The organism is Streptococcus sp. Marseille-Q5619 (assembly GCF_946901205.1).
GTDB lineage: Bacteria > Bacillota > Bacilli > Lactobacillales > Streptococcaceae > Streptococcus.
Genome location: NZ_CAMPPO010000002.1, coordinates 389584 through 415715 on the forward strand (window position 1 = coordinate 389584; position 26132 = coordinate 415715).

Annotated in this window: 23 protein-coding genes; all 23 read right to left on the bottom strand. The window is 39.1% G+C overall.

Annotated features, from left to right (window positions below; translation table 11 throughout):
- Positions 1-242 precede the first annotated feature (242 nt).
- The 23 genes from OC530_RS02920 to ccrZ all read right to left on the bottom strand — a co-directional run bounded on the left by OC530_RS02920 (position 243) and on the right by ccrZ (position 25998).
- Positions 243-2921 carry a TOTE conflict system archaeo-eukaryotic primase domain-containing protein gene (locus tag OC530_RS02920; RefSeq protein WP_262079340.1) on the bottom strand — a complete coding sequence of 893 codons (2679 nt, stop codon included), beginning with the start codon at positions 2919-2921 and terminating at the stop codon, positions 243-245.
- A 272-nt stretch (positions 2922-3193) separates the two neighbouring features.
- On the bottom strand, positions 3194-3997 hold the full coding sequence (locus OC530_RS02925; protein WP_262079342.1) for a Fic/DOC family protein: 804 nt from the start codon (positions 3995-3997) through the stop codon (positions 3194-3196).
- Positions 3998-4493: 496 nt separating this feature from the next.
- Complete coding sequence (locus tag OC530_RS02930; RefSeq protein ID WP_218756992.1) at positions 4494-5345, bottom strand: DNA adenine methylase; 852 nt, start codon at positions 5343-5345, stop codon at positions 4494-4496.
- On the bottom strand, positions 5338-7110 hold the full coding sequence (locus OC530_RS02935) for a hypothetical protein (RefSeq protein ID WP_262079350.1): 1773 nt from the start codon (positions 7108-7110) through the stop codon (positions 5338-5340). The genes OC530_RS02930 and OC530_RS02935 overlap by 8 nt, the downstream gene beginning before the upstream one ends.
- Before the next feature lie 77 nt (positions 7111-7187).
- Positions 7188-9839 carry a valine--tRNA ligase gene (locus OC530_RS02940; protein ID WP_262079352.1) on the bottom strand — a complete coding sequence of 884 codons (2652 nt, stop codon included), beginning with the start codon at positions 9837-9839 and terminating at the stop codon, positions 7188-7190.
- Positions 9832-11466 (bottom strand): restriction endonuclease subunit S, encoded by a 1635-nt coding sequence (locus OC530_RS02945; RefSeq protein WP_262079355.1) that lies wholly within the window; start codon positions 11464-11466, stop codon positions 9832-9834. The genes OC530_RS02940 and OC530_RS02945 overlap by 8 nt, the downstream gene beginning before the upstream one ends.
- On the bottom strand, positions 11459-12469 hold the full coding sequence (rhuM, locus tag OC530_RS02950) for a RhuM family protein (RefSeq protein WP_262079357.1): 1011 nt from the start codon (positions 12467-12469) through the stop codon (positions 11459-11461). The genes OC530_RS02945 and rhuM overlap by 8 nt, the downstream gene beginning before the upstream one ends.
- A complete protein-coding gene (locus tag OC530_RS02955; RefSeq protein WP_262079359.1) occupies positions 12462-14444 on the bottom strand; it encodes an SAM-dependent methyltransferase in 1983 nt (660 codons plus the stop codon). The genes rhuM and OC530_RS02955 overlap by 8 nt, the downstream gene beginning before the upstream one ends.
- A 2-nt stretch (positions 14445-14446) precedes the next feature.
- On the bottom strand, positions 14447-15022 hold the full coding sequence (locus OC530_RS02960; RefSeq protein ID WP_262079362.1) for a GNAT family N-acetyltransferase: 576 nt from the start codon (positions 15020-15022) through the stop codon (positions 14447-14449).
- A complete protein-coding gene (locus OC530_RS02965; protein WP_262079364.1) occupies positions 15009-15587 on the bottom strand; it encodes a flavin reductase family protein in 579 nt (192 codons plus the stop codon). The genes OC530_RS02960 and OC530_RS02965 overlap by 14 nt, the downstream gene beginning before the upstream one ends.
- A 282-nt stretch (positions 15588-15869) precedes the next feature.
- Positions 15870-16265 (bottom strand): helix-hairpin-helix domain-containing protein, encoded by a 396-nt coding sequence (locus OC530_RS02970; protein WP_000038635.1) that lies wholly within the window; start codon positions 16263-16265, stop codon positions 15870-15872.
- Positions 16266-16360: 95 nt separating this feature from the next.
- The gene (locus OC530_RS02975; RefSeq protein WP_044791619.1) at positions 16361-16615 is read right to left on the bottom strand and encodes a DUF1912 family protein; all 255 of its coding nucleotides are present in this window, start codon (positions 16613-16615) and stop codon (positions 16361-16363) included.
- Positions 16616-16624: 9 nt separating this feature from the next.
- Positions 16625-17959 (bottom strand): DUF438 domain-containing protein, encoded by a 1335-nt coding sequence (locus tag OC530_RS02980; RefSeq protein WP_262079369.1) that lies wholly within the window; start codon positions 17957-17959, stop codon positions 16625-16627.
- Complete coding sequence (locus tag OC530_RS02985) at positions 17959-18192, bottom strand: DUF1858 domain-containing protein (RefSeq protein ID WP_000368739.1); 234 nt, start codon at positions 18190-18192, stop codon at positions 17959-17961. The genes OC530_RS02980 and OC530_RS02985 overlap by 1 nt, the downstream gene beginning before the upstream one ends.
- A 264-nt stretch (positions 18193-18456) precedes the next feature.
- Positions 18457-18639, bottom strand: coding sequence for a hypothetical protein (locus OC530_RS02990; RefSeq protein ID WP_262079371.1), 183 nt, complete (start codon positions 18637-18639; stop codon positions 18457-18459).
- 208 nt (positions 18640-18847) lie between these two features.
- Entirely contained in the window at positions 18848-19198 is a 351-nt protein-coding gene (gene rbfA / locus OC530_RS02995; RefSeq protein WP_262079373.1) for a 30S ribosome-binding factor RbfA, read from the bottom strand.
- A gap of 166 nt (positions 19199-19364) precedes the next feature.
- Complete coding sequence (gene infB, locus OC530_RS03000) at positions 19365-22163, bottom strand: translation initiation factor IF-2 (protein WP_262079375.1); 2799 nt, start codon at positions 22161-22163, stop codon at positions 19365-19367.
- A 16-nt stretch (positions 22164-22179) separates the two neighbouring features.
- Positions 22180-22479 (bottom strand): YlxQ-related RNA-binding protein, encoded by a 300-nt coding sequence (locus OC530_RS03005; RefSeq protein WP_001041392.1) that lies wholly within the window; start codon positions 22477-22479, stop codon positions 22180-22182.
- Positions 22472-22765 carry an RNase P modulator RnpM gene (gene rnpM / locus OC530_RS03010; protein ID WP_000857561.1) on the bottom strand — a complete coding sequence of 98 codons (294 nt, stop codon included), beginning with the start codon at positions 22763-22765 and terminating at the stop codon, positions 22472-22474. The genes OC530_RS03005 and rnpM overlap by 8 nt, the downstream gene beginning before the upstream one ends.
- 21 nt (positions 22766-22786) lie before the next feature.
- Entirely contained in the window at positions 22787-23923 is a 1137-nt protein-coding gene (gene nusA, locus OC530_RS03015) for a transcription termination factor NusA (RefSeq protein ID WP_262079379.1), read from the bottom strand.
- A gap of 43 nt (positions 23924-23966) precedes the next feature.
- Positions 23967-24446 (bottom strand): ribosome maturation factor RimP, encoded by a 480-nt coding sequence (gene rimP / locus OC530_RS03020; protein WP_001808691.1) that lies wholly within the window; start codon positions 24444-24446, stop codon positions 23967-23969.
- Between the two features lie 125 nt (positions 24447-24571).
- Positions 24572-25207, bottom strand: coding sequence for a tRNA (guanosine(46)-N7)-methyltransferase TrmB (trmB, locus tag OC530_RS03025; RefSeq protein ID WP_001266094.1), 636 nt, complete (start codon positions 25205-25207; stop codon positions 24572-24574).
- Entirely contained in the window at positions 25204-25998 is a 795-nt protein-coding gene (gene ccrZ, locus OC530_RS03030; RefSeq protein ID WP_000363005.1) for a cell cycle regulator CcrZ, read from the bottom strand. The genes trmB and ccrZ overlap by 4 nt, the downstream gene beginning before the upstream one ends.
- Positions 25999-26132 lie beyond the last annotated feature (134 nt).

The following is a 26132-nucleotide window of genomic DNA, read 5'->3' on the forward strand; positions in this document are numbered from 1 at the left end:
CGATGTGATTAAATAGGTTCCTGCTCACTTGTATTAGTGATAACATCCTTTTATTTCAATTTTTAATGGTGACATGAAGCTTAAATAATTAATAACTCTGTAACCATTTTCATTTTAAGATATTTCAATCTATTTGTCAAGTACTTGTAGAAATTTTTTTATTTTGTGTGCTTCGAATGTGATAATAGCAACAGCCTCACTAAAAAATGAAAATCATACATAGGAATTTTTAAAAGTTTTCTCTATCGTAAACCTGCCACTAGTTCAGAAGCTATACTAGCTGATTCCAAACGTAATATGGTCTTTTCATCTACCTTCCCTAATAATGGCATTGCACCATACCAAACAATGGTCTTGTTTACCAAAAGAATAGGCGTTACTATTTTCGATTGAGTAAAAGATACTTTAATTTTCTGGCTCTTCAACTGGTCTAGCCATGCTTTATTTGCAACCGTCTCTGGTATACATATCTCAATTTGACTAATCCTAAATTCTTTTAGAAATTTCATCAGTTTTGTCTGGTGCACATAAGGTAAAATAAGCATACATTCCTGTCTTTCCCCTGCTAAGTCCTCTCTCAACACCTTCTCATATCTACTATCAACATAAACGAATTGTTTCTCCTCACCCTCGATGGCACGATAATCCATCTTTCGATAAGCTACTTGTCGTTTCTGAAACATCTTTTCTAAATAAGGAACATGAATATCCACATAATCGAAAATCCGTACCAAAGACTTATCCTTGTAGTTTCTATGAATCCGACCTGCATACTGAATTAAATTATTTTTCCAAGAAAAAGGTGCTGCCAAGATAAGCGTGTCCAACTGAGGTAAGTCAAAACCTTCGCCAATGTATTTTCCAGTAGACAACAAAACAAACCCTTTATCTAGCTGTTCTAATCTCTTCAGTAAACTTGTTCTCTCTCGGACTTTGGTTTTTCCGCTAATAATGTAACAGTCATCAACCTCTTTCTCTTTCAATAACTTTTCAAAGACATCTATCTGTTGAATTCGATTAACTAAAACCAAGATATTTCGTCCTTCTGCCACTTGGGCTAGAATATCCTTGAGAATCAACTGATTCCTCACTGAGTCAGTAGCAATCCAATCACTAAGCTGTATAAAATTACTTGCTTTGGTCTTTTCAATCTCCAAATGACCAAAAGAAGTGAATCTTAATTGCAATTGCCGTTTAAAATCCGTTTCCCTCTTATCAGCAGTATGGAGTATCTCACCAACTCTCTGAAAAACAATAGGCTCATGACCATTCTTACGCTCAGGCGTAGCCGTTAAACCGTAAAGATACTTCCCTCTAAACTGAGCAACAACTTTTTCAAACATCAAGGCAGAGACATGATGACACTCATCCACAATCATCATCTCATACTCATCCAAAAGACTTTGACTATTTTCCAACTTAAATAGAGATTGAATCATAACAACATCAACCAGTTTACTCAGCCATTTCTTAGTCCCACCGTACTGCCCAACATAGCCGATTACCTTTTCACGACCTGATGGTGTATAACGGGTAGCTTCTGCCTCTTCGAAAGTCAGAAAACGGTTTAAACGATCCAGCCATTGGTCTAAGAGTTGCTTATTATGAACTAGAATAATTGTTTTTGTCTTCCGTTCAGAGATGAGAGCAGCACCTAAAACGGTCTTCCCAAAACCAGTCTCCGCATGGAGTAAACCATTTTCTTTGGAAATCATATCTGACAGGGCTAACTCTTGCTCAAAAGTGAGTTCTCCCTTAAATTCCACTCTAATAGACCTCTGTACCTTTCTCCTATCTTCCACAGATACCTGCTTAAATTTATCTTGCAATGGATACAGTAAACCTCTTGGTAGCCATAAATAATGATCGGATTCTCCAAATAAATACATTCGCTCAGGAATTTGATAGGTTGGTTGTCGCATAGCCTGCTTTAAATAAAATTCGGGATTAGAAAATGAAGCCATATTTTTCAAGAAAAACAGTGTCTTGGGTGTCACAGACGATTTTTCAAGTTGGATCATATTGGATAAGACGACCTTCAACTCCTTATCCAATTCTTCCTTACCTAACTCCTCTTGGATTAACAGTGCCACTTTAGCAGTTGAAACCCTCTGAATTTCTTGTAGATACCTCCATTGGTCTTCATAAGGCTGAAAATGTTCATCCACAAAGACCGTTCGCCCTTGATGATAAGCTTCTCCTTGAAAAGGAAGGGCAATCAAATTACCAAATCCACCTTTAGGAAGAACATCCTGATTTGGAAACATGCGATCAAAAGAATCAAAGGACAGTTGCATACTTTCCTGCATTGCCAGTTCTAACAGTTTCTTTCCAAACAAGCGAGCCTCTCGACTCGGAATCGCTTCCTCAAAGAAGAACCAAATATGGAGTCCGTGACCCGAACGAGAAATCTCTAAATGGGCTTCCATCTGGCGTTCCCTGGCTATTCTTCGAATGGTTAAACCAGCTTCTTTCCAATCTCCTTCATCCAAATCAAGTACCAAAAAATAACAGCTATCATCTAAGTGCATAGGAAAGATACCGATAGCTGTCTCCCCACGAAAATGAGATTTCAAAACGGAATCCGTCAATGTCTGGAAACTCCGTTTTTCAGGTGGCAACTGCTTCCAACCATAATCATAGGATGGAAAATACTGAATTTTCCCTTGATCATTGATAAAACTCTTAGCATAAACATCATAACGGCCAGCAAACACGGAGGTAAACAATTGTAATTTTTCTTGCGTCGTCAAGCGACTACGTTGAAGTTGGAACATCTCCTCGAACTGAGAGCGTTCCATAACAAACTGACTCTTGTCTTTAAGACGTTTACACAAGAAAAACTCACTATCCCCATTAAAAGAAGAAAAGACATCAAGTACTTCTACCACAATTCCATCCAAAGACACAAAAACAGCCATAAGAGTCACCTCCTTGATTCCTATAGGCTGATTATAACAAGAATAGCTGAAATTGTACACGAAAATAAAATCCGAATATACTCATTTTGTATGCAACTAATAGTCCGTCTCGCTCCGGAAGGTACGAGGTAAATAGAGTTTAAACGAGCAGTCTATAAAATTCAAAAAACGCATATTATCAAGCAACACCTAAAACTTTGATAATATACGTTTTCTTGTGAGAATATTTACTTCATTTTTTCCTAAAATTCAATGTTTACTTAGTATTAGGATTATGAAAGATCAAGGTCCAAATCTAAATACATTTTTTCTGAAGACAAATCATTTTGACCACCGAGCAAGAGATTTTCAAAAAAAGCTGTTAAAAACTCAGGACGTCTCTGTAAAATCTTTGCATTATCTAATACCAAGGCATCACGAAAATACTTGGCATGTTGCTGAAATGGTGTATTATCAATATCAAAACCAAACTCACGAAGATACTGAATCAAAAAGACCGTTACTGTCCGAGTGTTTCCTTCGCGAAATGGATGAATCTGCCAGATTCCTGAAATAAAATGCTGGATTTGTTTAACCACATCCGCCTGAGTTAGTGTCGCATATGCAACTTGTTTTTCCTGATTAAAATCATAATCCAAGGTCATTTGAATCATGGAGTAATCAGAGTACACAACACTTTCACCATTCAAAACAGGTTCATTCTTTGTGATATTGGTCTGACGAAATTGCCCCACCGGAATAGAGGGTTCAAATATATCTTGAAACAACTCCTTATGAATAGCAAGTAAGGTCGCAGGACTAAAGCTAAAGCCTCTTCGAGACAATAGTTCTACAATACGTAGAGAAACCAAGTCTGCCTCTTCCGTGCTTGCATCAATAGTATGGTGATAAGCCGTTGCATCTTCATAAACCTGCTCGTAAGTCAGTTCACCCCGGGACTGTTTCTCAGCCAAAGATTCCATATACGCTGATGGCACTAGATTGTCAACTTTCTGCAGACCAAAACCTATCCGCCATAAGTCACGCTTAGCTTCATAAGACAAGTTTGGGTTGTCAATGTTGTAAGTTGGTTGCATAGAAATATCCTTTCAATTGTTTTTCTGTGTCATCGGTAAATGGTGAAATTGGGGTGAACTATAAAAAACATTCATAATAAGTTCTATGAAGAAGTAATAAAAGAGTTATACTCAACATCCCATGCACTCATTTGTAATGCCTTTTGGATGAATGGTTTGATTAAATGAATAATTCTAGCTTGCATACTTATCAAACTCATAGGATACACCACTCTGAACTCGTTGGTTTGTTCAAATCCCCCAACACCTGAGAAGAAACTGCAATGTTGTACTTCTCAGAGCGGTTCGAACATAGATGGTTTGTTGTGTAGTAAGCTGGTTTCTAGAATGTTGACTAACCATTCTAGTGTATCATTTTAATCAAATGCAAATCCATTGAATAGTTCCTTAGAAATTATAAAAAATTCCCTTTACTCTATTGCTAGCTTACAAATTTCGAAATCTAAAAAATCATCAATTATTGTTTGAACTAGCTAATCTTAGGTTAATATTTTATTTACAAAATATGTAAATACTCGTTGATTTTAGCTGATGATAATTCTTCACTAAAAAATATATATTCTATTCCTTTTTTTGAATTACCTGCACTATAGTTTAACATATAAGGGAAATGCTCAAATTTTGAGTACATATTTTGGATTTCCTCGTGAAAATCATATGTAAGAACCCATTTATGTTTACTCATATATTTGTCAATAGTGTCTCGTAATTCTAAATGATCTATGTGTTCATAAAAATTTGTGTACAATTGTTTTCCCTTAACATAATATGGTGGGTCAAAAAAAGTCAGAGAGCGTTTTGTACGATTAATATTATTTTTAATAAATTCAATAGCATCTATATTATACAAATTGATTCTACTCTTATTTTTAGCAATTAATTCAATCTTATTTATCAATACTTCTGTATTATATCTGCAATCCATTTTATAATTTCCCATTTGGGCTCTGCCGCCTATGGGACCAGCTTGAATAATTCCTGATCGATTTGTTCTATTTAGATAGAATGTAGAGAAACCTAATGTAAGTAAGTCGACATTTTCTTTGTTTCTTTGAATAGCTTGCTGCTTATCCCATTCTTCAATCGTAAATACTGCCTCTTTTACTTTTTTTATAAAAGAATCAGTATCGTGTAAAATTGAAAACCACATCGCATAAACAGATCTATCAAAATCATTTAACATTATTTTTTTGACGTCATTATTGAGCAACAATTTTAGTGCTACTGCGGCTCCCCCGCAAAATGGTTCTATATAAGTATCAATATTGTTATTCTCTACCAAATATTTAATATATTGGTAAGTTTTATTTTTTCCTCCAGGATAACGTAATGGGCTAAAATTATCCATTATTTACTCCTTCTACCAATCTATTAAAAATAACAGAAAAATATCTCTTAAATTTCCGACCAATTGACTGAATAGTAGTAATACTAATTTCAGTTTTATAATCGTGAATTAAACCATTCAATGTTTCTATATCAATATCGTGTTTATTAAAAGTTTTTGCTTCCGTTTTTGAAAGCTTTTTATTTGTCACCAAGTGATTTTTAACGACTGAAACAAGAGTAGGTAATTTTTCTGGTGGTTGTTTTATATCGACTAAATCAACATAAGCTTTAGTACTGTATTCTATTAAACTTCTTAAAAGGAATGCAATAATAATGTGATCACCTGTATTCATTGACAAAACATTCGAATTTTGCAATTTTTTAATTACTTCATAAATTTTAAAGTAATTAGTATTAGATGATAATTTTGCCAAAGATTCATCATACCAATTTTGTTCGAATAGCACTTGATAATCCTGTTGTTTATTATCAAAATCTACATTTAAGAAAATTTTAAAATATTTAATAATCCCATTGTATTGAACTTCAATATCATATGTACCATTTTCTGAAATAGAATCAATGATATTATCTTTAATCACAATATTTTGATGAGAACAACTAACTGAGATTCGTGCATAGTCAGAACTTTGTTTTGGAATCCGGTCACCTTTTTCGTCAACTAGAAAAATACACTTGGTCAAATCATAATTCCTTTGTCCAATAGTTATCTGAGTTGTAGGAACAAAAAATTTATATTTTGTTTCCTGATTCGGTGAATCAGATGTTTTTTTATTATCCTTCAGACTGTCTTCAGTATTTTTGATGCCATTATCTAAAGAATTTTCTGATGTATTCTCATTAAACGATTCTGTTGTTTCAAAAGCTTTATATTCTCTAATTTTTTCAGCTAATCCCGGGATTACTTTGTTATCTATAATAATTTTGTTCCATTGTTCCTGTTTACTAAATACCCGTGTATCTAATTTTTTATCAATCCAAACTGCCTTACCAAGTAATCCTAATATTTCATGATATATTTTTTCATTTTTTACTATTGCTTGGAACTCATCATTAAATTCAAGCTTTAAGTCCTTACTCAATGGTCTTAAAACTCTCGATACTAGCACATCTGTATCTAAATGTGTTAGTTTTTCCAAATCAGATTTATAAATTTTAGTTGCATTATGAACTGCAGTTAAATAATTTAATTGTTGTATTGAATTTCTAATTGCTGTTTTTCCTTCCGGAGTAATACTTTTAATTTTTTCTAAAGATTCGTCACTAGATAGTCCTTTTTTTCTGTATTGGGTATAAAGATTATGATAAAATACCCTTTTATCAGTAGCACTCCATGTTTTAATTCCATCTACATGTTTTGCACTAATCTTAAAAAGAGCCTTATCTCTAGTATCTTCTTTTACTACGTCACAACTAACTTCAAAATCTTGAATGTTCAGATTCAATTGTTCAATTTTCTTCCTTTCCGAACTTGTTAATAAGTACGAATATTGAAACAAAAGTTTTAGTGAAGCAATTCTTCGATTACCTTCTAACACAGTATAACTAACTTTTCTAGAGGTTCCACTTTTCAAAACAATAATACGTTCACCTATTGTATTATAACCATTTTCGACAATTTGAAATGCGAGCTCTTTAATTTGTTCAAAATTAATCAAATATCTAATTATTTCTTCCTCAGTATTAAAATCAAACATTGAAAATCTAGGATTATTGAAATCTAGATTAATCTCTAAAGGATTTAAGACAACAGTATCAAACATAAATATTCCTTTCACAACTGTTATAATTATAATTGATATTATACCAAAAACCCCAGCAAATTGCCGAGGCTTATAGTTTATTTAACCAACTTCTTCATTTCATCAATACGTGCGACAGTCGCGTCGTATTTGGCTTGGTAGTCGGCTTGTTTGTCACGTTCTTTTTGGACGACTTCTGGTTTGGCATTAGCTACGAAGCGTTCGTTAGAGAGCTTCTTGCCTACCATGTCCAGTTCTTTTTGCCATTTAGCCAGTTCCTTGTCGAGACGAGCGAGTTCTTCTTCGACATTGAGGAGGTCAGCCAGTGGCAGGTAAATTTCTGCTCCTGTGATGACGCTTGACATAGCCAGTTCAGGTGCAGGAATATTTGTTGCGATTTCCAAGTGTTCTGGATTTGTGAAGCGTTTGATGTAGTTGACATTGCTGTTAAAGAAGGCTTCCAAGTCGCTATCGCTAGTCTTAACAAGAATGGTGATAGGCTTGCTTGGTGCTACGTTCACTTCCGCACGCGCATTACGAACGGCACGGATCAAGTCTTTGAGGCTTTCAACGCCAGTGTGGGCAGCAAGATCTTCAAAGGCTGGGTTGACAGTTGGGTATTCTGCTGTAACGATAGAACCTTCTGAGATTTGTCCAAAGATTTCCTCTGTCACGAATGGCATGATTGGGTGAAGGAGACGAAGGATCTTGTCCAAGGTGTAAAGGAGAACAGAACGTGTGATGACTTTCTCTTCTTCGTTGTCACTATAAAGAACTTCCTTAGTCAACTCAACGTACCAGTCCGCAAACTCATCCCAGATGAAGTTGTAGAGGATGTGACCAGCCACACCAAATTCAAACTTATCAAAGTTGGCAGTAGCTTTTCCGATGGTTTCATTGAGGTTGTGGAGAATCCAGCGGTCTGTAACGTTTCCGGCTTCTTTGTTAACAACTTTTTCCACATTAGCAGTTGCTTGCTCAAGAGTCAAGCCTTCATTGTTCATGAGGATGTAGCGAGAGATGTTCCAGATCTTGTTAATGAAGTTCCAAGAAGCATCCATTTTCTCGTAAGAGAAGCGCACGTCTTGGCCTGGTGCAGAACCGTTTGAAAGGAACCAACGAAGGGCATCAGCACCGTATTTCTCGATCACATCCATTGGGTCAATCCCGTTTCCGAGTGATTTAGACATCTTGCGTCCTTGCTCGTCACGAATGAGACCGTGGATAAGGACGTTTTGGAATGGCTGACGACCTGTGAATTCCAAAGATTGGAAGATCATACGAGATACCCAGAAGAAGATGATGTCGTAACCAGTAACCAAGGTTGAAGTTGGGAAGTAACGTTTGAAGTCTTCTGAGTCGACATCAGGCCAGCCCATAGTTGAGAATGGCCAAAGAGCCGAACTGAACCACGTATCCAAGACGTCTTCGTCCTGAGTCCAACCGTCACCTTCTGGAGCTTCTTCACCGACGTACATTTCACCCTCAGCATTGTACCAAGCAGGGATTTGGTGACCCCACCAGAGCTGACGAGAGATTACCCAGTCGTGGACATTTTCCATCCATTGGAGGAAGGTATCGTTGAAACGAGGTGGGTAAAATTCTACCTTATCGTCTGTGTCTTGGTTGGCAATAGCATTTTTAGCCAATTGGTCCATCTTAACGAACCATTGTGTAGACAAGCGTGGTTCAACTACAACACCGGTACGTTCTGAGTGACCAACACTGTGGACACGTTTTTCGATTTTAACAAGGGCACCGATTTCTTCCAACTTGGCAACGACTGCCTTACGAGCTTCAAAACGGTCCATGCCTGCAAATTCGAAGGCCAAGTCATTCATAGTTCCGTCGTCGTTCATGACGTTGACTTGTGGCAAGTTGTGACGTTGACCAACCAAGAAGTCGTTTGGATCGTGGGCAGGCGTGATTTTCACGACACCTGTACCAAACTCAGGATCAGCATGCTCATCCCCAACGATTGGAATCAATTTATTAGCGATTGGAAGGATGACGTTTTTACCAATCAAGTCCTTGTAGCGTGGGTCTTCTGGATTGACTGCAACGGCAACGTCCCCAAACATGGTCTCAGGACGAGTGGTCGCAACTTCAAGGGCGCGTGAACCGTCTTCCAGCATGTAGTTCATGTGGTAGAATGCACCTTCGACATCCTTGTGGATAACTTCAATATCAGAAAGGGCTGTGCGTGCAGCTGGGTCCCAGTTGATGATAAACTCACCACGGTAGATCCAGCCTTTCTTGTGAAGGTCCACAAAGACCTTGCGAACCGCTTTTGACAAACCTTCGTCAAGAGTGAAACGCTCACGAGAGTAGTCTACAGAGAGCCCCATCTTGCCCCATTGTTCCTTGATGGTAGTGGCATACTCGTCTTTCCATTCCCAGACTTTCGTCAAGAAAGACTCACGACCCAGGTCATAACGGCTAATGCCCTCACCACGCAAGCGCTCCTCAACCTTAGCTTGAGTTGCAATACCAGCGTGGTCCATACCAGGAAGCCAAAGCGTATCAAAACCTTGCATGCGTTTTTGACGGATGATAATATCCTGCAAAGTCGTATCCCAAGCGTGACCAAGGTGAAGTTTACCAGTTACGTTTGGTGGTGGAATCACGATTGAATAAGGCTTAGCCTTTTGATCGCCTGAAGGCTTGAAAACATCCGCATCAAGCCATTTTTGGTAACGACCAGCCTCAACCTCGGCTGGATTGTATTTAGGTGAAAGTTCTTTAGACATGTGTGTTCTCCTTGTTTAAGTAGTTCAATATCTTAAAAATTTGTTCTAACTCTTGTTTTTGCATATAAGAAGTCATATAGTTATAATCTGGCAATCCAGTTTCAGCAACTGGTAACATAATCTTTTGACGTTTCATGCGTTCTCCATTGAATTTATAACCATAGGCATACTTGATTTTTTGCGACAAAATCATTTGTTTCAAGAAAAGGTAGGTATATTTGTTTCCGTATATTCCATCTTTCCATTTCAATCGTTTGACATCATCAGAAAAAATGGCTTCGTAGGGATGATAGAAATTCTCAACGACGCTACCATTGTAATTTACACCAAGCACATTTGCATCAAGACTTTTATTTTTATTAGATACAAAGGCTGTAACCCCATTATCGCTATCGCTAGCACCTACAAATGGTCTCAATCCAATTTCTTGATTTGCTTTTGTCAAACGAACGCCCGATTTAATCTCACAAACATCCTCAATCCAGAAATCTTTCCAAGAAATTTCACAAACTTTTTCTTTAAGAATGTTCATCATTCTGATATATATATATATATATATATATTCTATCACTTCTTGGACTTTGTCAAGTTCTAATTTTTTCACAAAGTCAGACATATATTGGAAATTTGGATTTCCCTTTTCATCGGAAGGAAGTACTAGAGTTTCTCGTTTCAATCTTTCTTGGTTTCGTTTATATCCAAAATTATATTTTCCTCTAACTTGATCAGCTATTGTAGTTATAAACTTAGCATTATATTCATTCAGATATTGATTATATCCCACTGTTATATCTTGTGATGCAATAAAGTCTTCTTTTTTATAGACACTATACCCCATTGAACCTTCGCCGTTACGAATGAAAGCAATAGCATTCCCAGAATATATAAGATTTTCTTTTCGCTTCACAAAATCCAAAACACCATTATTGCGATTAGTTGCTCCAACGTAGCTAATCCCATCAGATGTATTTTTTTCTAAATGATTAAGTCCTTTACTGCTTTTTGTAACTAAATCAAAAATGTCTCCTAGCTTAAATGTTTTCCATTCTACCTTATCTAGTCCTACCACATCTCCAGCTAGTTCAATCAATTTTCGCTCATAATAATCAATGATTTTCTGAGCTTGTTGCTTCTGTTCTTGCTTGATGTAATCTTCCATGAACTGCCAGTTAGGCTGACCTTGGGAATCGATAGGGAGAATAAGTCGTGTTCGATTAAGTCGACCTAGGGTCGCACCATTTCCTCCCCAATTAAACTTTTGCATTTGAATTTTAATAGAGGGAATTATGAACATAGCTGTATATTTGTTTAGATTGTTATTTCTTAAAACTTGAATATTCTGGCCTGTATAAAAAGCAGTTGGCTGATAAAAAACGGTTTGGGTATCCAAGCCTATTGTGATTACATTTCCTTCATCAATATTATATCGATTATTTTGTTTATCAGTAATAAACATATTTATTCCGTTTTGCATATCAGTCCGGGTTATATACGGAATTAAACCTACATCAATATTAAGTTTATTTTTATCAATACCACTTTTTGTTGAAGTGATATCAAACAATCCATTTAAACCACCGATAAAAAACTCTCCCCACTCCACATCCGTCAATTTTAACTTACTCATCTTTGTCACCTGCCATTAGTTTTTTGATTTGCTTGTCAAAATCCGACACGATCTTCTGAGTACGGTTGAATTTCTCATATTCTTGACTGGCTTTCTCATCTGCCTGTTTTTTAGAAATAGATCCTTTTCCTTCTAGAATGTCATATTCATTAAAAGAAAGAAAGCGATCAATACTTTCTGCCAAAGATTGCATGGTAAAGGTATTACGTCGCTCAACCAGACCTTCAATATAGTCGAAGTAAGAGGTTATGGTACGCTCTAGTTGACGGATTTCGGTTTCTTGCAAATAATTCTTAGCAACTGTTACATCCGATTTCAGTACTCGGCCATCTGGTGCATTCTTCCAAGTCGTTAATCCCATTTGATTCTTTTCAGCATCTGCCTTATGATAAATAATCTCAGCAGCTGTATTACCTGTAATAGCAAAATGAAACTTGTTCTGCACCATAGCATAGAAATTCTTAGTGATTTCAGAATTTCTATCGTAGTCAATAGCGCATTCCGCAAAAATATCGGTTATTTGCTGATAAATACGGCGTTCACTGGCACGGATGGAACGGATTCGCTCTAAGAGTTCACGGAAGTAATCTTGACCAAAGACCGTTTGTCCCTGTTTAAGACGCTCATCATCAAGTACGAACCCCTTAATAATAAATTCTTTTAAGGTATTAGTTGCCCAAATTCGAAATTGTGTCGCCTTTGTTGAGTTGACGCGATAACCAACTGATATAATGGCATCAAGATTGTAATACTCCAATTCGCGCTGAACCGCTCTATTACCCTCTTTTTGAACTGTTCGAAATTTTCGAACAGTTGCCAGCTTATCTAACTCGCCATCACTATAAATATTTGCTAAATGGTGACTAACCGTTGATTTAGAAACTCCAAACAACTCAGAAATCCCTTTTTGTGTTAACCAAAGATTTTCATCTTGTAAGAGAATATCTAAATTAACATCACCATTGGGTGTCGTATAAAGGACAAAATTATAAATTTCATTCATATTTGTCACCTTTTTCCGCTACCATCGGAAGTTCCTCGGTATCGGTAATTTCTTGGTAATTCTCTTTCTCTTCTATTCCGAAAAGATAACCTCTTCCATGAGTAATCATATTGACTTCAAAAGTTAGATAATCTGCAATTGTCTTTTGAAAATCTTCCTCAGAAGGGATTTCATCATTAAAGTAATAGAAAGAGTGAAGCCATTCGTCATCAGCTTCAATCGTTGTTTGAACACAGAACTTAGTTTCTGCTTCCGTACGATCAAACCAGACATCAAGCAAGTGTTGTTTTTTATCCTTAGCTGTAGCTGTTTCAACCAGACCGATATGTTTAGAAACTTCAAAACCATCATTTTCAAAGTTGATAAATTTGCATTCTTTTTCCGAACGATGTGGTATACCAGCTGTAAATACTGCAATACAGGGATTTGTTCCTACTCCATAAAAGGTATTCTTATTAAGTGTGATAACCCCCTCTAAAGTATGATGTTTTAAAATGTTTTGTTTAGCTTCTTTTTCAAACTTAGTCTTCCCTGTAAAGGTGGACTGAGGAACAATGACAACAGCCTTAGCCCCTTCAACTAAAGAATTTAACAGATGTTCTGTAAAGTTGATTTCATATAATTCAGTATTAGTTGTTGAACCTCTTGAATACGGCGGATTCATCATACCAACATTGCATTGTTTTAGCTGAAGCTTACTAGAATTTTGGCGCAGAAAGTCTTGGTTTTCTAGGTTGCTTTTCCCATCACCCCGCAATATCATATTCGTCGTAGCAATTGTAAACATATAAGATTTCTCCTCTATTCCGAATAGCTGATGTTTGCGAATTTGCTCACGTTGATAATCACTTTCCGCTTTTGTTAACATATCATGCATGGCAGCGATTAGGAAACCTGCTGTACCACAAGTCGGATCAAAAACCTTATCTGTCGGCTTTAAATCAACTAAATCACAAAAAAGTTCTGTAATATGTTTTGGTGTTAAGACAATACCTAAGTTCTGACCGTCTCCTCCAGAGTAAGACATAAATTCCCCGTAGAAACGACCAAGATAATCTTCGGCAGAACTGTTATATCTTAAACTTTGATAGATACTCTTATAAAGAAATTCTGTAAAGTGTTTGATAGGTGTTTTGCCTAGATTAGCATTTTTTTCATTAATTTTCACATCGTCTCTGATGATAGCAAACTGACTAAGTAATTTATCTTTTTTTACTTCGGGAGATACATTAGCACGCTGAAGGTTAGACTTGATGGCAGTATATATCTTTGAGCCATCTGTTTTTACAGTATCTCCAGTTAAACTTTCCAGAGAGAAGTTTCCATACTCTGTTTCTCTCAATGCTAACAGGATTCCCGAAACAATCAGTGGTTTATTCTTTTCCTCAGTATTACCGTAATTTCTTAGATCATTATGTAAAGTTGCTGCATCTTTTAAAATTTCAGCTGTTTCTTTTTCAAAATTGGTTTCTTCTTGAAGGATCTCTTTTACGTAATACTCATCAATATTATCTATTGAAAAGGAAATCAAAGTCTCAATGTCTGCAAGTTCAAAATACTCACCACGTTCATTTACAAAAACAGGAGTAATGCGGTGTTTTTTTTCATTACCACTAATCCCTACGGCAATAATTTTTTTATAACTAACCTTATCTGCTAAATGCTTAGCATAAAAGACCGCCCCATTAACCGCATAGTCTGTATTTGATTTAATATCATCAGCAATTAAGTCATCATCTGTATAATTGATATGTTTTGATAATCCAGGTTTATCCTCAATAATGATTAAAAAGTCCTTAACAATTCCAACGTATTCTGGAAAACCTGAATTTCCAGTCCCTTTTTTCGAGGCAGTTTTCAGAGCCTCATCAATCTCTTTAACATTACTTCCCTGTGCATCAAAATTTTCACGAATTCCTGCTTCCTTTAAAAGTTCATGAACCCATAAATCAGTATTTACTTCTTTTTTTGCCATAATTAGTTCCTTTTAGTTACTAAACCCTCCCACTCACTCCTCAACAAGCCATATATCAGACTGTCACAGCGGTTTCCTTGAACATCTTTACGGTCTCTTATACGAGCTTCGAGGGTAAATCCAAGCTTCTCAGCGACTCGTTGACTTTGGACATTATGGCCAAAACAAGTCAATTCAATCTTGTGAAGACCCAAATCTTTAAAGGCTAAGTCAATCAAGGCAAGCGCAGCTTCTGGCACATAACCTCGCCCCCAATAGTCTGGGTGTAAGGTATAGCCGATTTCCAGCACATCATCTTCATGGCGATGGTTGAAATCGACAGAGCCAACGATCTTATCCGTTCCTTTGACGACAATCCCGTAGCCTGCTGGGAGATTATCCTTTTCATTGCGCTCAGGAAGGATATGCTCTAGATAATAAATCTCATCTTCCAAGGTCTTGACAGGTGGAAAACCTGCTGGGTAAGAAACTTCTGGACGACTAGCATAATCAAAGATATCCTCAGCATCAGCGACTGTGCGGACTCGTAAAACGAGACGTTCTGTTTCCAAGCGTTCTGGCAGTTCAGTTCTTGCCATCCTTTTTCCTCGCTTTCTTAATGAAGCTCCCCTTAATATCTACACGCTTGTCCAGATAACGATAGACGCGCTGATATCCATCTCCCATGAAATATGTTGGGGCAAACAGTTCATTTCTAAAATGTCCCTTATCATCCAAGAGTTCAGGATTAGCCAGTCGCTCGATAATCTTGGCAAAAATATGACAGATTCCATCTTCCTCGATAATCCGATCTACCTGACAGTCCAAAACAAGAGAACAAGCCTCTAAAATCGGTGCCTGAGTCTGTTCAGAAATATCGTAGTCTAGCCCCAGGTGTTCCAATTTCTCCTGATGACTGATAAAACCAGCCTGCTCCATCTCGAGCATGAGATTTTCATCAGGGATATTCACGGTGAACTGCTGATAATGCTTAATCTGCTCTGCGACATTCTCTCTAGCAACGACTCCAATCACAATCCAATCTCCCAAGCTATAAGAGGAGCTACAGGTCGTAATATTGTGTCCAAAATTCTGATCCTGATACCCCAAAATGAAGATAGGAAAGCCATAGTAGAGTTTACTTGTTTTAAAAGATTGCTTCATAACAACCTCCTTTTACTAAGACGCAAAAGAAAATCCCTGCCATCTACATGACAGGGACGAATGTATTTATCCGCGGTACCACCCAATTTCGGGCAGAGCCCGCAACTCTCGTCTTTAAAACAAAAATACACTTTTATTTCAATTTTTCATCCATTAGCAACCAGTTTTGACACATTTGTGGACTTCTCAGCACCGCCACTTTCTGTAAAATGTGGGACTCAAAACACCTCTAATGGCTCTATTGTAGCAAGATTTTAACGGAAATGCAAGGAACAAGAAAAATTACTTGAACTTGATACCATTTTCTTTCAATTTCTTGATGGTAGCAGGGCCGATTCCTTTCAAGGCAAGAAGTTCTTTTTCAGTCCAATTTTTGAAATCTGACGCAGACTTGATGCCTTCATCATAGAAAGTTTTGGCACGATCAAGTGGAAGTCCACCCAAGTTTGCTGCAAAATCTTCTACAGAATTGGCTACTTTTTGAGCTTGCTCTTTGGTAGCTTCTACTGCTTGTTCAACTTTTTTAGAAACAGCCTTACCAGCTTGGCTTGCTGACTGTTCTGCACGTTTTACGACTTTTTTTGTCTCTTCTACAACCTTAGTCACAGTACTTGAAAAAGCACCTGCACGACGGAGGCTATTTCGTAATTGTTTTTTACGATTGAGTTTCTTTGACATGATAAAATCCTTTCAATAAAAAACCCCTGCTCTGACAAGGATTTAATATAAATATTCTATCAAGATTTTAGTAAAAAATCAAGAATCTATCTCGTTTAATAATTTCGCTCACCAAACAATCCATCTGGCAAATCATGGAATCCCTTGCCTGCCTTGAAGTTTTCAAATTTGCCAAGCAAGAACTGATAAGCATCCAAGCGGCTTTCGTAGCGAATCATGGCATCTTTGGCACGCTTGTCTTGGTCTTCTTCGTAGACTTTTTGGCTTTCCTTGTGCGCCATGTCGTTAATCATAATCTGGGTATTAACCCAAGCTTCAAATTCCTTCATAAATTCTTGTTCGTAACTCATTGATTCTCCTTATTCTAATCCACGGAAATAGTCCGTGTCAATCTCACGGTAGGGCTGAATATCCTGAACATACTCCAACACTCCTTGGAATTCTCCCTCTTCATCACGGACTGCAGCATAGGTGATGTGAACAAACTTACCTCGCGACTCAGACTTGAACCACATTTCATACTTATCTTTGCTTCCCTCACGAAGCCCCTTCATGATGGTCTTGACCTTGTCCAAGTACTTAGGCGGATGACAAAGTTCAACATTGCGCCCGACTTGGGACGGCGTCCGTTTGAAAATCATCTCATCAGATGGCACATTGTCATTGTAATACTGGAAAATATCATCTTTATTGACAAAGGTAATCTCCATAGGAAGGTGATTGAGGATGAGATTAGCCTGCTCGACTGAAAGATAGCCATTCCCAAAAGCCTGTTGACTATGACGGTCCAACACTGCTTCCTTTTCCTTAGGGGTAAAGGTAATGGTAAACTGACCTTCTGGCGTATCAATAACTTGTTGAATTTGACCTTCTACCGTATCTAGCTGTACAGGCTCCCCTGCACTATCTTCCTCAACAAAGCTCTGTCTTTCTGGCACCCATTTTTCTGACGGACGGATGATGGCATAGCCGTAAGCATCGCTCTCCTCCGCAATCTGAAGCCAGTCATCCTGAGTAAAGGACTCAAGAAGAATCATGAGAAGGATGGACTCTTCCTTGAAAATCATACTTTCAAACTCTGTCGCAAAGGCTGCAAAATCTTCTTTTACAGTGCTAATCGACACTTCTGGTAGTGACTTGGCTGTCGCTAAAGCTGTTTGAAAGAGTTCTCTAATCTGGTCATCCACTCCCCACATAACTTTGGGAGGCGAATCGTGGCCATAGCGCTCCATGATAGGAAAAAAGAGTTCTTCTTTACGTTGGTAATGAATATCAAATTGCCCCACAAGTCCCATCTGACGCACCAAGCCCTTGCGCATCTCCGCAAGCATTTCTTCATCTTCCATAGACTCATAGGTATCTAACAATCTCCGAATGCGAATCAAGGCAGCACGGAGAGCCAGATTTTCATCCTTGAAAACGCGAACTGGGTGGCCAGGGTGTTCGGTATCCTCTACTTCGACACCTTTAATAGCATTTTTAAAAAGATTGGCATGGACATCACAGAGTTCCATGACATCTTCAAAAGTGACGCCCGAGTCTGAGTTCATCAGCTCGTGCTCCATGAGGGAAATCTCTATGGCTGAGACACCCGCAAAGGTCGCATCAAAACGCTCCTGAACCGACTCAGGAGAGGCACCATTGTGCAATTCTAACAAAATATCCCGCAGGACATGAATTCGTTCATCTGCCATTAGTCTAACCCAATCACTTCATAGCCGTTTGCTTCCAGTGTGCGGACAATCTTGTCCATAGGAGTTCCTTCCAGCTTAGAACCCTGTTTGAGCGATACTTTACGACCAACTGTGTTGCGCATTAAGGGATTGGCAAGGGGTTTAAAACCAAGCTCGACTAAAATTTCCAAGACTTCTGGATGCTTGTCCACCACTTCTGCAACAGGAATTGACACATCGATGATATTGTCCATGACGACCTCCATTGTATGTTCTAAAATGATTTTACTGCTTATATTATACCATATGGAAAGAGATTAAAAAACTAGCAGTACAAGACTTACTAGTTCTCTGAGACTTGGATTACCATCTAAATAAGTTTAAAGAACCAATCCAATATCTTAAATAATATCTTGTAAAACAGCAATTGGACTGCAAAAGAGATGATCATCCAAAAGAATTTCAAAATCCCAATAATCGGTTTGATAAAAATAATGGCAAGAAGACCCAGAAAAATTTCATTCTCTCTCCTCTGGCTTGATGAGCCATCGAGCCGTATCCATTAGCTTATCTGCAATAAAAAGTTTCCCCAGACCGACAACGGCATTATCATCTTTCTTTATCGTTTTCATTACTTTTACACCTTGCACAGTCAAAAAGTAATTACCATAAATTTTAGCAAAAGCTTTGATAGGCCCCATATTATCTTCCCTCGTTTAACTACACTTTCAAAATATTGACGATACCAGTCTTGCTGGCTATTTCTGTGAAATTTACTCTTTTCATTTCCTATAATATCATACAAGTTAAATTTTATAAAGCTTTTTAATAATGTTTAACTCTGGAAAGATTCCGCCAGCATGTTTTATTGCCTTTTTCTCCACAAAAAAAGAGGGGTACCCCTCCTTCTTAGTTCTTATCCAGATTGCGTAGCATTTCGTCAATCTTGTTTCCATATTCGATTGATTCGTCTTTGACGAAGGTCAAATCTGGGATTTTGTACAATTTCAAATTGCGACCAAGTTCACGTTTGATAGTACCAGTTGCTTTTTCAAGCCCGATTTGAGCTTTTTGATTATCTGAAACAAGGTTACTCAAAATGGTGTAGTAAACCTTGGCAACAGACAAGTCACCTAGCATCTGAACATCTGTGATGGTCACACCTTGGACACGCGGATCACGGACTTTCTTTTGCAAAATCTCATTGACTTCACGCTTGATTTCCATGCCCACACGATCCGTACGGAAATGATTTGCCATGATATTCCTTTCTCTACTTTGAACCAAAAGCTAGGCCAGCAGACCTAGCTATTTTTATTAGATAGAGGAACTAGAGCCATTTGAATCTAGGAAACAAGCCTTAGATAGAACTGAGGGTTCATCAAGGCGCTGTTGACGACGAGTCAAATGAGCTATCGTTTCTCTATTATCTCTTGATTTCTTCCATGACGTACGCCTCAATCACATCATCAGTTTTGATATCATTGTAGCCATCAATCATCAATCCACCTTCACGGCCGTTTGTAACTTCTTTAACGTCGTCTTTGTAGTGTTTCAAACTTGCAAGTTCACCGTCATAGATAACGACACCATCACGAATAACACGGACTTTAGAGTCACGGGTAACCTTACCGTTGATAACCATGAATCCACCGATAGTTCCCACTTTAGATACCTTGAAGGTTTCACGAATAACTGCTTCACCGATAACTTTTTCTTCGAATTCAGGATCAAGCATCCCTTTCATGGCTTCTTCCATCTCTTCGATAACCTTGTAGATAATGCTGTGGAGACGGATTTCCACATCGTCAGCTTCTGCTTGTTGACGAGCTTGTGGTGTAGGACGTACGTTGAAACCAACGATAAAGGCATTTGAAGCTTCAGCAAGGGTCACGTCAGATTCATTGATAGCACCGACCGCTGAGTGAACGATGGTAACTTTAACACCTTCCACATCGATTTTCTGAAGTGAGGCAGAAAGGGCTTCAACAGAACCTTGTACGTCAGCCTTAATGATAACGTTAACTGACTTGAGTTCACCAGCTTTAAGCGTATCAAAGAGGTTTTCAAGGCTGACACGTTGGGTAGCTTGACGTTGTTTCATAAGGGCACGTTTAGCACGTTCTTCACCTGCTGCACGCGCAGATTTTTCATCTTCGTAAACAGCAAAGTGGTCACCCGCCATCGGTGCTTCATTCAAACCTGTGATAGAGACTGGTGTTGATGGTCCAGCAACCTTAACACGACGTCCAAGGTCATTAGTCATAGCACGGACACGACCGAAGGTGTTTCCGACAACGATTGGATCTTGGACATTCAAGGTACCTTGTTGAACAAGGAGGGTTGCGACCGCACCTTTTCCTTTATCCAAGCGCGCTTCGATAACTGTACCGATAGCACGCACTGTTGGGTCTGCCTTGAGTTCTTGGATTTCAGCCACAAGAAGGACTGTTTCCAACAATTCTTCGATATTTTGGTTGAATTTAGCTGAGATTTCAACAAATTCAGAATCTCCACCCCAAGCAGTTGACATAACACCATGCTCTGCCAATTCACCGATAACGCGTTCTGGGTTAGCACCTGGTTTATCAATCTTGTTGATAGCTACGATAATTGGAACGTTGGCCGCTTTTGAGTGGTTAATGGCTTCGATAGTCTGAGGCATAACCCCGTCATCTGCCGCTACGACCAAGATCGTAATATCGGTAACAGAAGCACCACGCGCACGCATAGATGTAAAGGCCGCGTGTCCTGGTGTATCAAGGAAGGTAATCTTCTTGCCATTTTCCACGATTTGGTAGGCACCGATATGCTGAGTGATACCACCTGCTTCACCTGTCGCAACACGAGAGTTACGAAGGGTATCTAGAAGTGTTGTTTTACCGTGGTCAACGTGTCCCATGATAGTTACAACTGGTGGACGCTCAACCAATTCATCTTCATTGAGATAACCATCTTCGACAAAGAAACGTTCGATGTCGGCATTATCCACTTCAACCTTTTGTTTGGCTTCGATACCATAATCCACCATGAGGAGTTCGATTGTTTCACCATCCAAGGATTGGTTTTGTGTGGCCATGATACCCATCATAAAGAGTTTCTTAACAATTTCAGCTGGTTCACGTTTGATACGTTTTGCGATTTCCGCAACGGTCATACCATCTGTATATTCAAATTCTGTTGGCAATTCATGGAATTTACGCTCTGTAACAGGTTTTGGAGCCTGATTACGGTTGTTCTTGTTAGTGCCTTTTTTGTTTTTCTTGTTATTATTCCAGTTACTATTCTTTTGATTTCTCACTTGATTTTGACTACTTCGATTCTTTTGTTGTTTTCTAGGACCATCTTCTTCGTGATCATAATCATCACGATTTTTGTCTGGTCGAGCTTGTTTTTTACGACGTGTATCCACTGCAGGTTCTTTTTTCTCAGGGACGACTTCAACCACTGCTTGAACTTGCTGTGCTTGTTGCGCTTGTTCAGCTAACTTAGCAACTTCTTCAAAGATTTCCTCTGGCTCCTTGCGTTTGTTAGCTTGAGCCAAGGCTTCTTTAGCAGCCTGATACTGCTTGAAGCGTTCCTCACTTGAACGTGCATACTCTGCATTTTGTTCTGCTTTTAGGGCTGCCGCACGGGCTTTAAAGTCAATGCGTGGAGCCGCTTGATTTAAACGTTTGTCCTCTTGTTGACGGCGCTCATTTCCACGATTTTGCTGACCTTGCTGTTTCTTAGCTTGGTCATTAAAGCGACGATTATCGCGGTTGCCTTGACCTTGTTTTCCACCATTACGGTTATCATTCTTTTGATGATTTCCCTTTTGTTGGTCACGGTTATTGCCTTTATTTTGCTTGCGTCGTTCTGCCTGCTCTTTGGCACGGGCTTCACGCTCAGCCTTGAAATTACGGCTTTGCGGTTTAGCCGCTACTTTTTCTGTCTTCGGAGCAACTGGCTCAGCTACTTTTGCCTCTTCCTTGGCTACAGCTGGTTTAGCTGGCTCAGATTTTTCGGCTTTCTTTTCTGCACTTGCTTTTGGTTCTGCAGGTTTTGCTTCTGCTTTCGGAGCAGCTGCAGGCTTAAAGCTGGCAGCGATTTTTGCAGCGACAGCTTCTTCCACACTTGATGAGTGGCTTTTCACATCCAAGCCCAACTCTTTTGCACGCGCTACAACTTCTTTACTTTCTTTTCCAAGTTCTTTTGCGATTTCGTACAATCTTTTCTTAGACAAATCATGTCCTCCTCTTCTATTCCATAAGAGACCTCATTTTCTTTGTAAATCCAGCATCTGTCACAGCCAAAACCTTTCTTGATTTCCCGACTGCTATGCTTAATTCCAGTGTTGAAAACACGGTTACAATTTCTACTTGATAATAATGACTTTTATCTTGAATCTTCTTGGTCAGATTGGGTCCAGCATCATGGGCTAGAAAGACCATCTTGGCCTTGCCGTCTTGAATGGCCTTGACCACCAATTCTTCACCCGATATAATTCGCCCTGCTCGCTGAGCAAGTCCCAAGAGATTGCTTATCTTTTGCTTATTCAAGTCCTAACTCTCTTCTTTTCACTTTGTGATCCACATAAGCGATCAACTCGTCATAAAAGCTTTCATCCACTTCCATGCTAAAGCTGCGGTTAAAGACCTTCTTCTTTTTCGCCTCTAGGGCTTCTGCATTGTCTAGTTTGATATAAGCGCCACGGCCATTGGCCTTGCCTGTCGGATCGATAAAGACTTGCCCTTCTTTGTTTTTGACAATGCGGAGCAAATCACGCTTATCAATCACTTCATTGGACACGACAGACTTGCGCAAAGGGATTTTTCTCGTTTTCATCTTTCCCTCCTCTAGCAGCTTTTATTCTTCTATAGTATCGTTTTCTGCTTCCAATTCTACCGAACCAGCTTCTTCCATGGCTTCAAATTCGCTAGCAGACTTGATGTCGATACGGTAACCAGTCAAGTGAGCTGCCAAGCGAACGTTTTGCCCACGACGACCGATAGCAAGAGAAAGCTTGTTATCTGGAACAACCACCAAGGCACGTTTGCTGTCGTTTTCATCAAAGATAACTTGGTCAACCTCAGCAGGAGCGATAGCGTTGTAGATAAATTCAGCTGGATCTGCTACCCACTCGATAACATCGATATTTTCTTCGATTGGCACCATGCGGTCATTTTTAGCATCGTAGCGAGCTGGGTGGAATTTGCTAGTAATCTTCTTGATATTAGCACCACCGCGTCCAACGATTGTACCGATAGCGTCCACGTTTGGATTGTGGCTACGAACGGCAACCTTCGTACGGTCACCAGCTTCACGAGCTACGCTCATGATTTCAACAGTTCCATCATAAACTTCTGGAATTTCTTGCTCCATCAAGCGTTTAATCATTTCTGGATGGCTACGGCTAACAAAGACGTTGACACCACGAGGGTTGTCTTCAACCTTGTAAACATAGACTTCAATACGATCATGAGAAGCAAAAACTTCTCCAGGAATTTGATCTTGTTTTGACAATTGGGCTTCGATGCTACCAAGGTTGACATAGATAAAGCGGTTGTCAAAACGTTCTACAGTACCAGACATGATTTCTTGCTCATGTTCTTTGTAAGTATTGTAAGTGATGGCACGTGTTTGCTTGCGCATTTTTTCCATGATGGTTTGTTTGGCAGATTGGGCTGCTACACGACCAAACTCAGCAGGTGCTTCTTCAAACTTGATTTTGTCACCAAGTTCATAGGCTGAATTAATGGCAAGAGCATCTTTTAAGCTGATTTCCAAACGGCTATCAAATACTTCATCAACCACTTCACGGACAGTATAAACTGTAAAGTCACCTGTTTTTTCGTTAAAGTCAATGGCTACGCTGTCTGATTGACCATAGCGTCTGCGATAAGCGGAACGAAGCGACTCTACTACTGCGTCGATGATGTCTTCTTTTTTGATTCCCTTGTCTTCTTCCAAAATGCGGAAGGCCTCTAGCATTTCTTTACTCATGTTTTCTTCACTTTTGAATCCTCAAAAGCTATCCTTTCTTTTTCTATAATTTAACTGCTAAACGTGCTTTTGATACTAAACTGTATGGAATTTGGACAGTTTTCTTACGTGTCTTGTCCATATATTCCATGGTCAACTCGTCCTCTTCGAAGGCCAACAGAGTTCCTTCAAAGACCTTTTGCTTATCGATGGCTTGGTAGAGCCCGACATGGATGTATTTCCCAACCGCTCCAGCAACTGCATCCTTGGTTTTCAAAGGACGTTCCAAGCCTGGACTGGTGATTTCTAGGAAATATTGTTCTGGGAAGGGATCTGGCTTGATGGTGTCTAGGACAGGACTGATGATTTCTGTCAAGTCTGCCGTGTCGTTCAAGGTAATTCCTTCAGGTTTATCTACAAAAATACTGAGAATCATGTCACTGCCAATCTTTCCATACTCGATATCCACGAGTTCGAAAGGCGCTTCTATGACAGGTTCTACAACTTCTCTGACTAATTCTACGATTGTTGCGATTGCGTCCACCTCCTCATAAGCAAGAGGCGAAGATATTTCCCCGCCTCACTTTTCATATTCTTACTCTTAGTATAGCACGTTTGCCAACTTATGTAAAGCAAAAGCACTTATACAGCCTGATTTCAGGCTATTTCTTAAAATTCTGCCTCAACTCGATAGATAACTTGCCCCTTGTTGGAGAATTTTTGCTCGTATTCTGTCATGACATTGCCTTCAAAATCACTGGCATGTAAATCAAGCCAAACACCATTGAGCTTCATGCCATACTGAGAAAAGCTCACTAGGCTGTACTCAAACAAGCCACGGTTATCCGTCTTGAAATGAATTTCTCCATTTTCAGGCAAGATACGTTTGAAGGTATCCAAGAAGGTCTTGTAGGTCAAACGACGCTTTTCATGGCGTTTTTTAGGCCAAGGATCTGAAAAGTTCAGATACAAACGATCAATCTCACCGTCTTCAAAGTAGTCAGTCAAGTCAGAACCATCTACCCACAAGAGCTTGATGTTAGGCACTCCAACTTCAAGCACCTTGTCCAAAGCGTAGCTCAAAACAGACTTTTGAATATCAATCCCGATATAGTTGATGTCAGGGTTTTGCTTAGCCATACCTGAAACAAAGGCACCCTTTCCACTTCCAACTTCCACATGAATGGGATTATCATTGCCAAACAAGTCCCGCCATTTCCCCTTGGCTTCCAAGGGATTGAGGACCACATACTGGGGATTTGCCTCTAGTAATTCTGTCGCCCCTTTACGATTTCTAACTCTCATCTTCTCTTTCCATACTTGTCTCGGAAGTGACGCAAGCCATGAATCTCCCGATTGACATTTTCTAAATCTTGGTTCATATAATACTTGGAAATCTGGCTCAAGTAAGACAATTGACCGTACCAATACAATTTATTTAATACCGTTTGATTATACTTATAACCGTAGTAGGTCAACCATTCTTTCCACTGATGTTCTGGAATATAATGGCAGAGCATATGGGCCACATCAAACATGCGGTCGGTCAAACGAACCGAATCCCAATCTACCAAATAAATCAAGCCACTGTCTGTCTCAATCCAATTACTATGTCGTACATCTCCATGGACAATGGTCGCATAGTCCTCTCTAAATCCTGGAATAGTCTGACGTAAATCAGCCATCACTTCACTGATAAAATGATTTTTACGCAAAGCATCTGGAGCCGTTTCCTGCCAAGACTGTAGTAAATCTACAGGTGTTTCCATGGCATAGCCCAAACGACTCAACTGTGTCATCAACGGACGTGAGCGATGAAGGCGGGTTAAAATATTGACGATTTGTTTACGATTCATATCATAGGGGGTCAATATCTTGCCTGTCAACCATTCTTGAGCACACATATCACGCCCATCTGCCAAACGGCGACTCCATAATAATTGTGGAGCAATTTGTTCTCTAGCTAGACCAGGTAGGATTGGAGAGGTGTTCATTTTTACAAAGATACGCTTCCCATCAGGATAGCTACCCATATAAGCTTTGCCACTTTTCCCAGGTATGGGAGTCAGTGTTAGCTCATTATCACCCAAATCCATTTCTTTCCTCCGTATAAAGTTTCCTTACTATTCTACTAGTTTTTGGCCTATTCGTCAACCGCTCCACACCTGATTCTCAAAGAAAAGCCTCTGGATTGGCTTGGGTATCATTATAGAAAGAAAAGGCAAGCACC

What these genes read in the sequence shown, in the direction of transcription:
- rnpM (WP_000857561.1), bottom strand. Translation starts at nt 22,765, where the DNA reads ATGAAAACGAGAAAAATCCCTTTGCGCAAGTCTGTCGTGTCCAATGAA.
- rbfA (WP_262079373.1), bottom strand. Translation starts at nt 19,198, where the DNA reads ATGGCAAATCATTTCCGTACGGATCGTGTGGGCATGGAAATCAAGCGT.
- OC530_RS02980 (WP_262079369.1), bottom strand. Translation starts at nt 17,959, where the DNA reads ATGGCAGATGAACGAATTCATGTCCTGCGGGATATTTTGTTAGAATTG.
- OC530_RS02990 (WP_262079371.1), bottom strand. Translation starts at nt 18,639, where the DNA reads ATGGGGCCTATCAAAGCTTTTGCTAAAATTTATGGTAATTACTTTTTG.
- OC530_RS02970 (WP_000038635.1), bottom strand. Translation starts at nt 16,265, where the DNA reads ATGTCAAAGAAACTCAATCGTAAAAAACAATTACGAAATAGCCTCCGT.
- OC530_RS02920 (WP_262079340.1), bottom strand. Translation starts at nt 2,921, where the DNA reads ATGGCTGTTTTTGTGTCTTTGGATGGAATTGTGGTAGAAGTACTTGAT.
- trmB (WP_001266094.1), bottom strand. Translation starts at nt 25,207, where the DNA reads ATGAGAGTTAGAAATCGTAAAGGGGCGACAGAATTACTAGAGGCAAAT.
- OC530_RS02930 (WP_218756992.1), bottom strand. Translation starts at nt 5,345, where the DNA reads ATGGATAATTTTAGCCCATTACGTTATCCTGGAGGAAAAAATAAAACT.
- OC530_RS02960 (WP_262079362.1), bottom strand. Translation starts at nt 15,022, where the DNA reads ATGGCAAGAACTGAACTGCCAGAACGCTTGGAAACAGAACGTCTCGTT.
- ccrZ (WP_000363005.1), bottom strand. Translation starts at nt 25,998, where the DNA reads ATGGATTTGGGTGATAATGAGCTAACACTGACTCCCATACCTGGGAAA.
- OC530_RS02955 (WP_262079359.1), bottom strand. Translation starts at nt 14,444, where the DNA reads ATGGCAAAAAAAGAAGTAAATACTGATTTATGGGTTCATGAACTTTTA.
- rhuM (WP_262079357.1), bottom strand. Translation starts at nt 12,469, where the DNA reads ATGAATGAAATTTATAATTTTGTCCTTTATACGACACCCAATGGTGAT.
- OC530_RS02985 (WP_000368739.1), bottom strand. Translation starts at nt 18,192, where the DNA reads ATGGACAATATCATCGATGTGTCAATTCCTGTTGCAGAAGTGGTGGAC.
- OC530_RS02925 (WP_262079342.1), bottom strand. Translation starts at nt 3,997, where the DNA reads ATGCAACCAACTTACAACATTGACAACCCAAACTTGTCTTATGAAGCT.
- OC530_RS02945 (WP_262079355.1), bottom strand. Translation starts at nt 11,466, where the DNA reads ATGAGTAAGTTAAAATTGACGGATGTGGAGTGGGGAGAGTTTTTTATC.
- OC530_RS02965 (WP_262079364.1), bottom strand. Translation starts at nt 15,587, where the DNA reads ATGAAGCAATCTTTTAAAACAAGTAAACTCTACTATGGCTTTCCTATC.
- OC530_RS02935 (WP_262079350.1), bottom strand. Translation starts at nt 7,110, where the DNA reads ATGTTTGATACTGTTGTCTTAAATCCTTTAGAGATTAATCTAGATTTC.
- OC530_RS02940 (WP_262079352.1), bottom strand. Translation starts at nt 9,839, where the DNA reads ATGTCTAAAGAACTTTCACCTAAATACAATCCAGCCGAGGTTGAGGCT.
- OC530_RS02975 (WP_044791619.1), bottom strand. Translation starts at nt 16,615, where the DNA reads ATGAGTTACGAACAAGAATTTATGAAGGAATTTGAAGCTTGGGTTAAT.
- nusA (WP_262079379.1), bottom strand. Translation starts at nt 23,923, where the DNA reads ATGAGTAAAGAAATGCTAGAGGCCTTCCGCATTTTGGAAGAAGACAAG.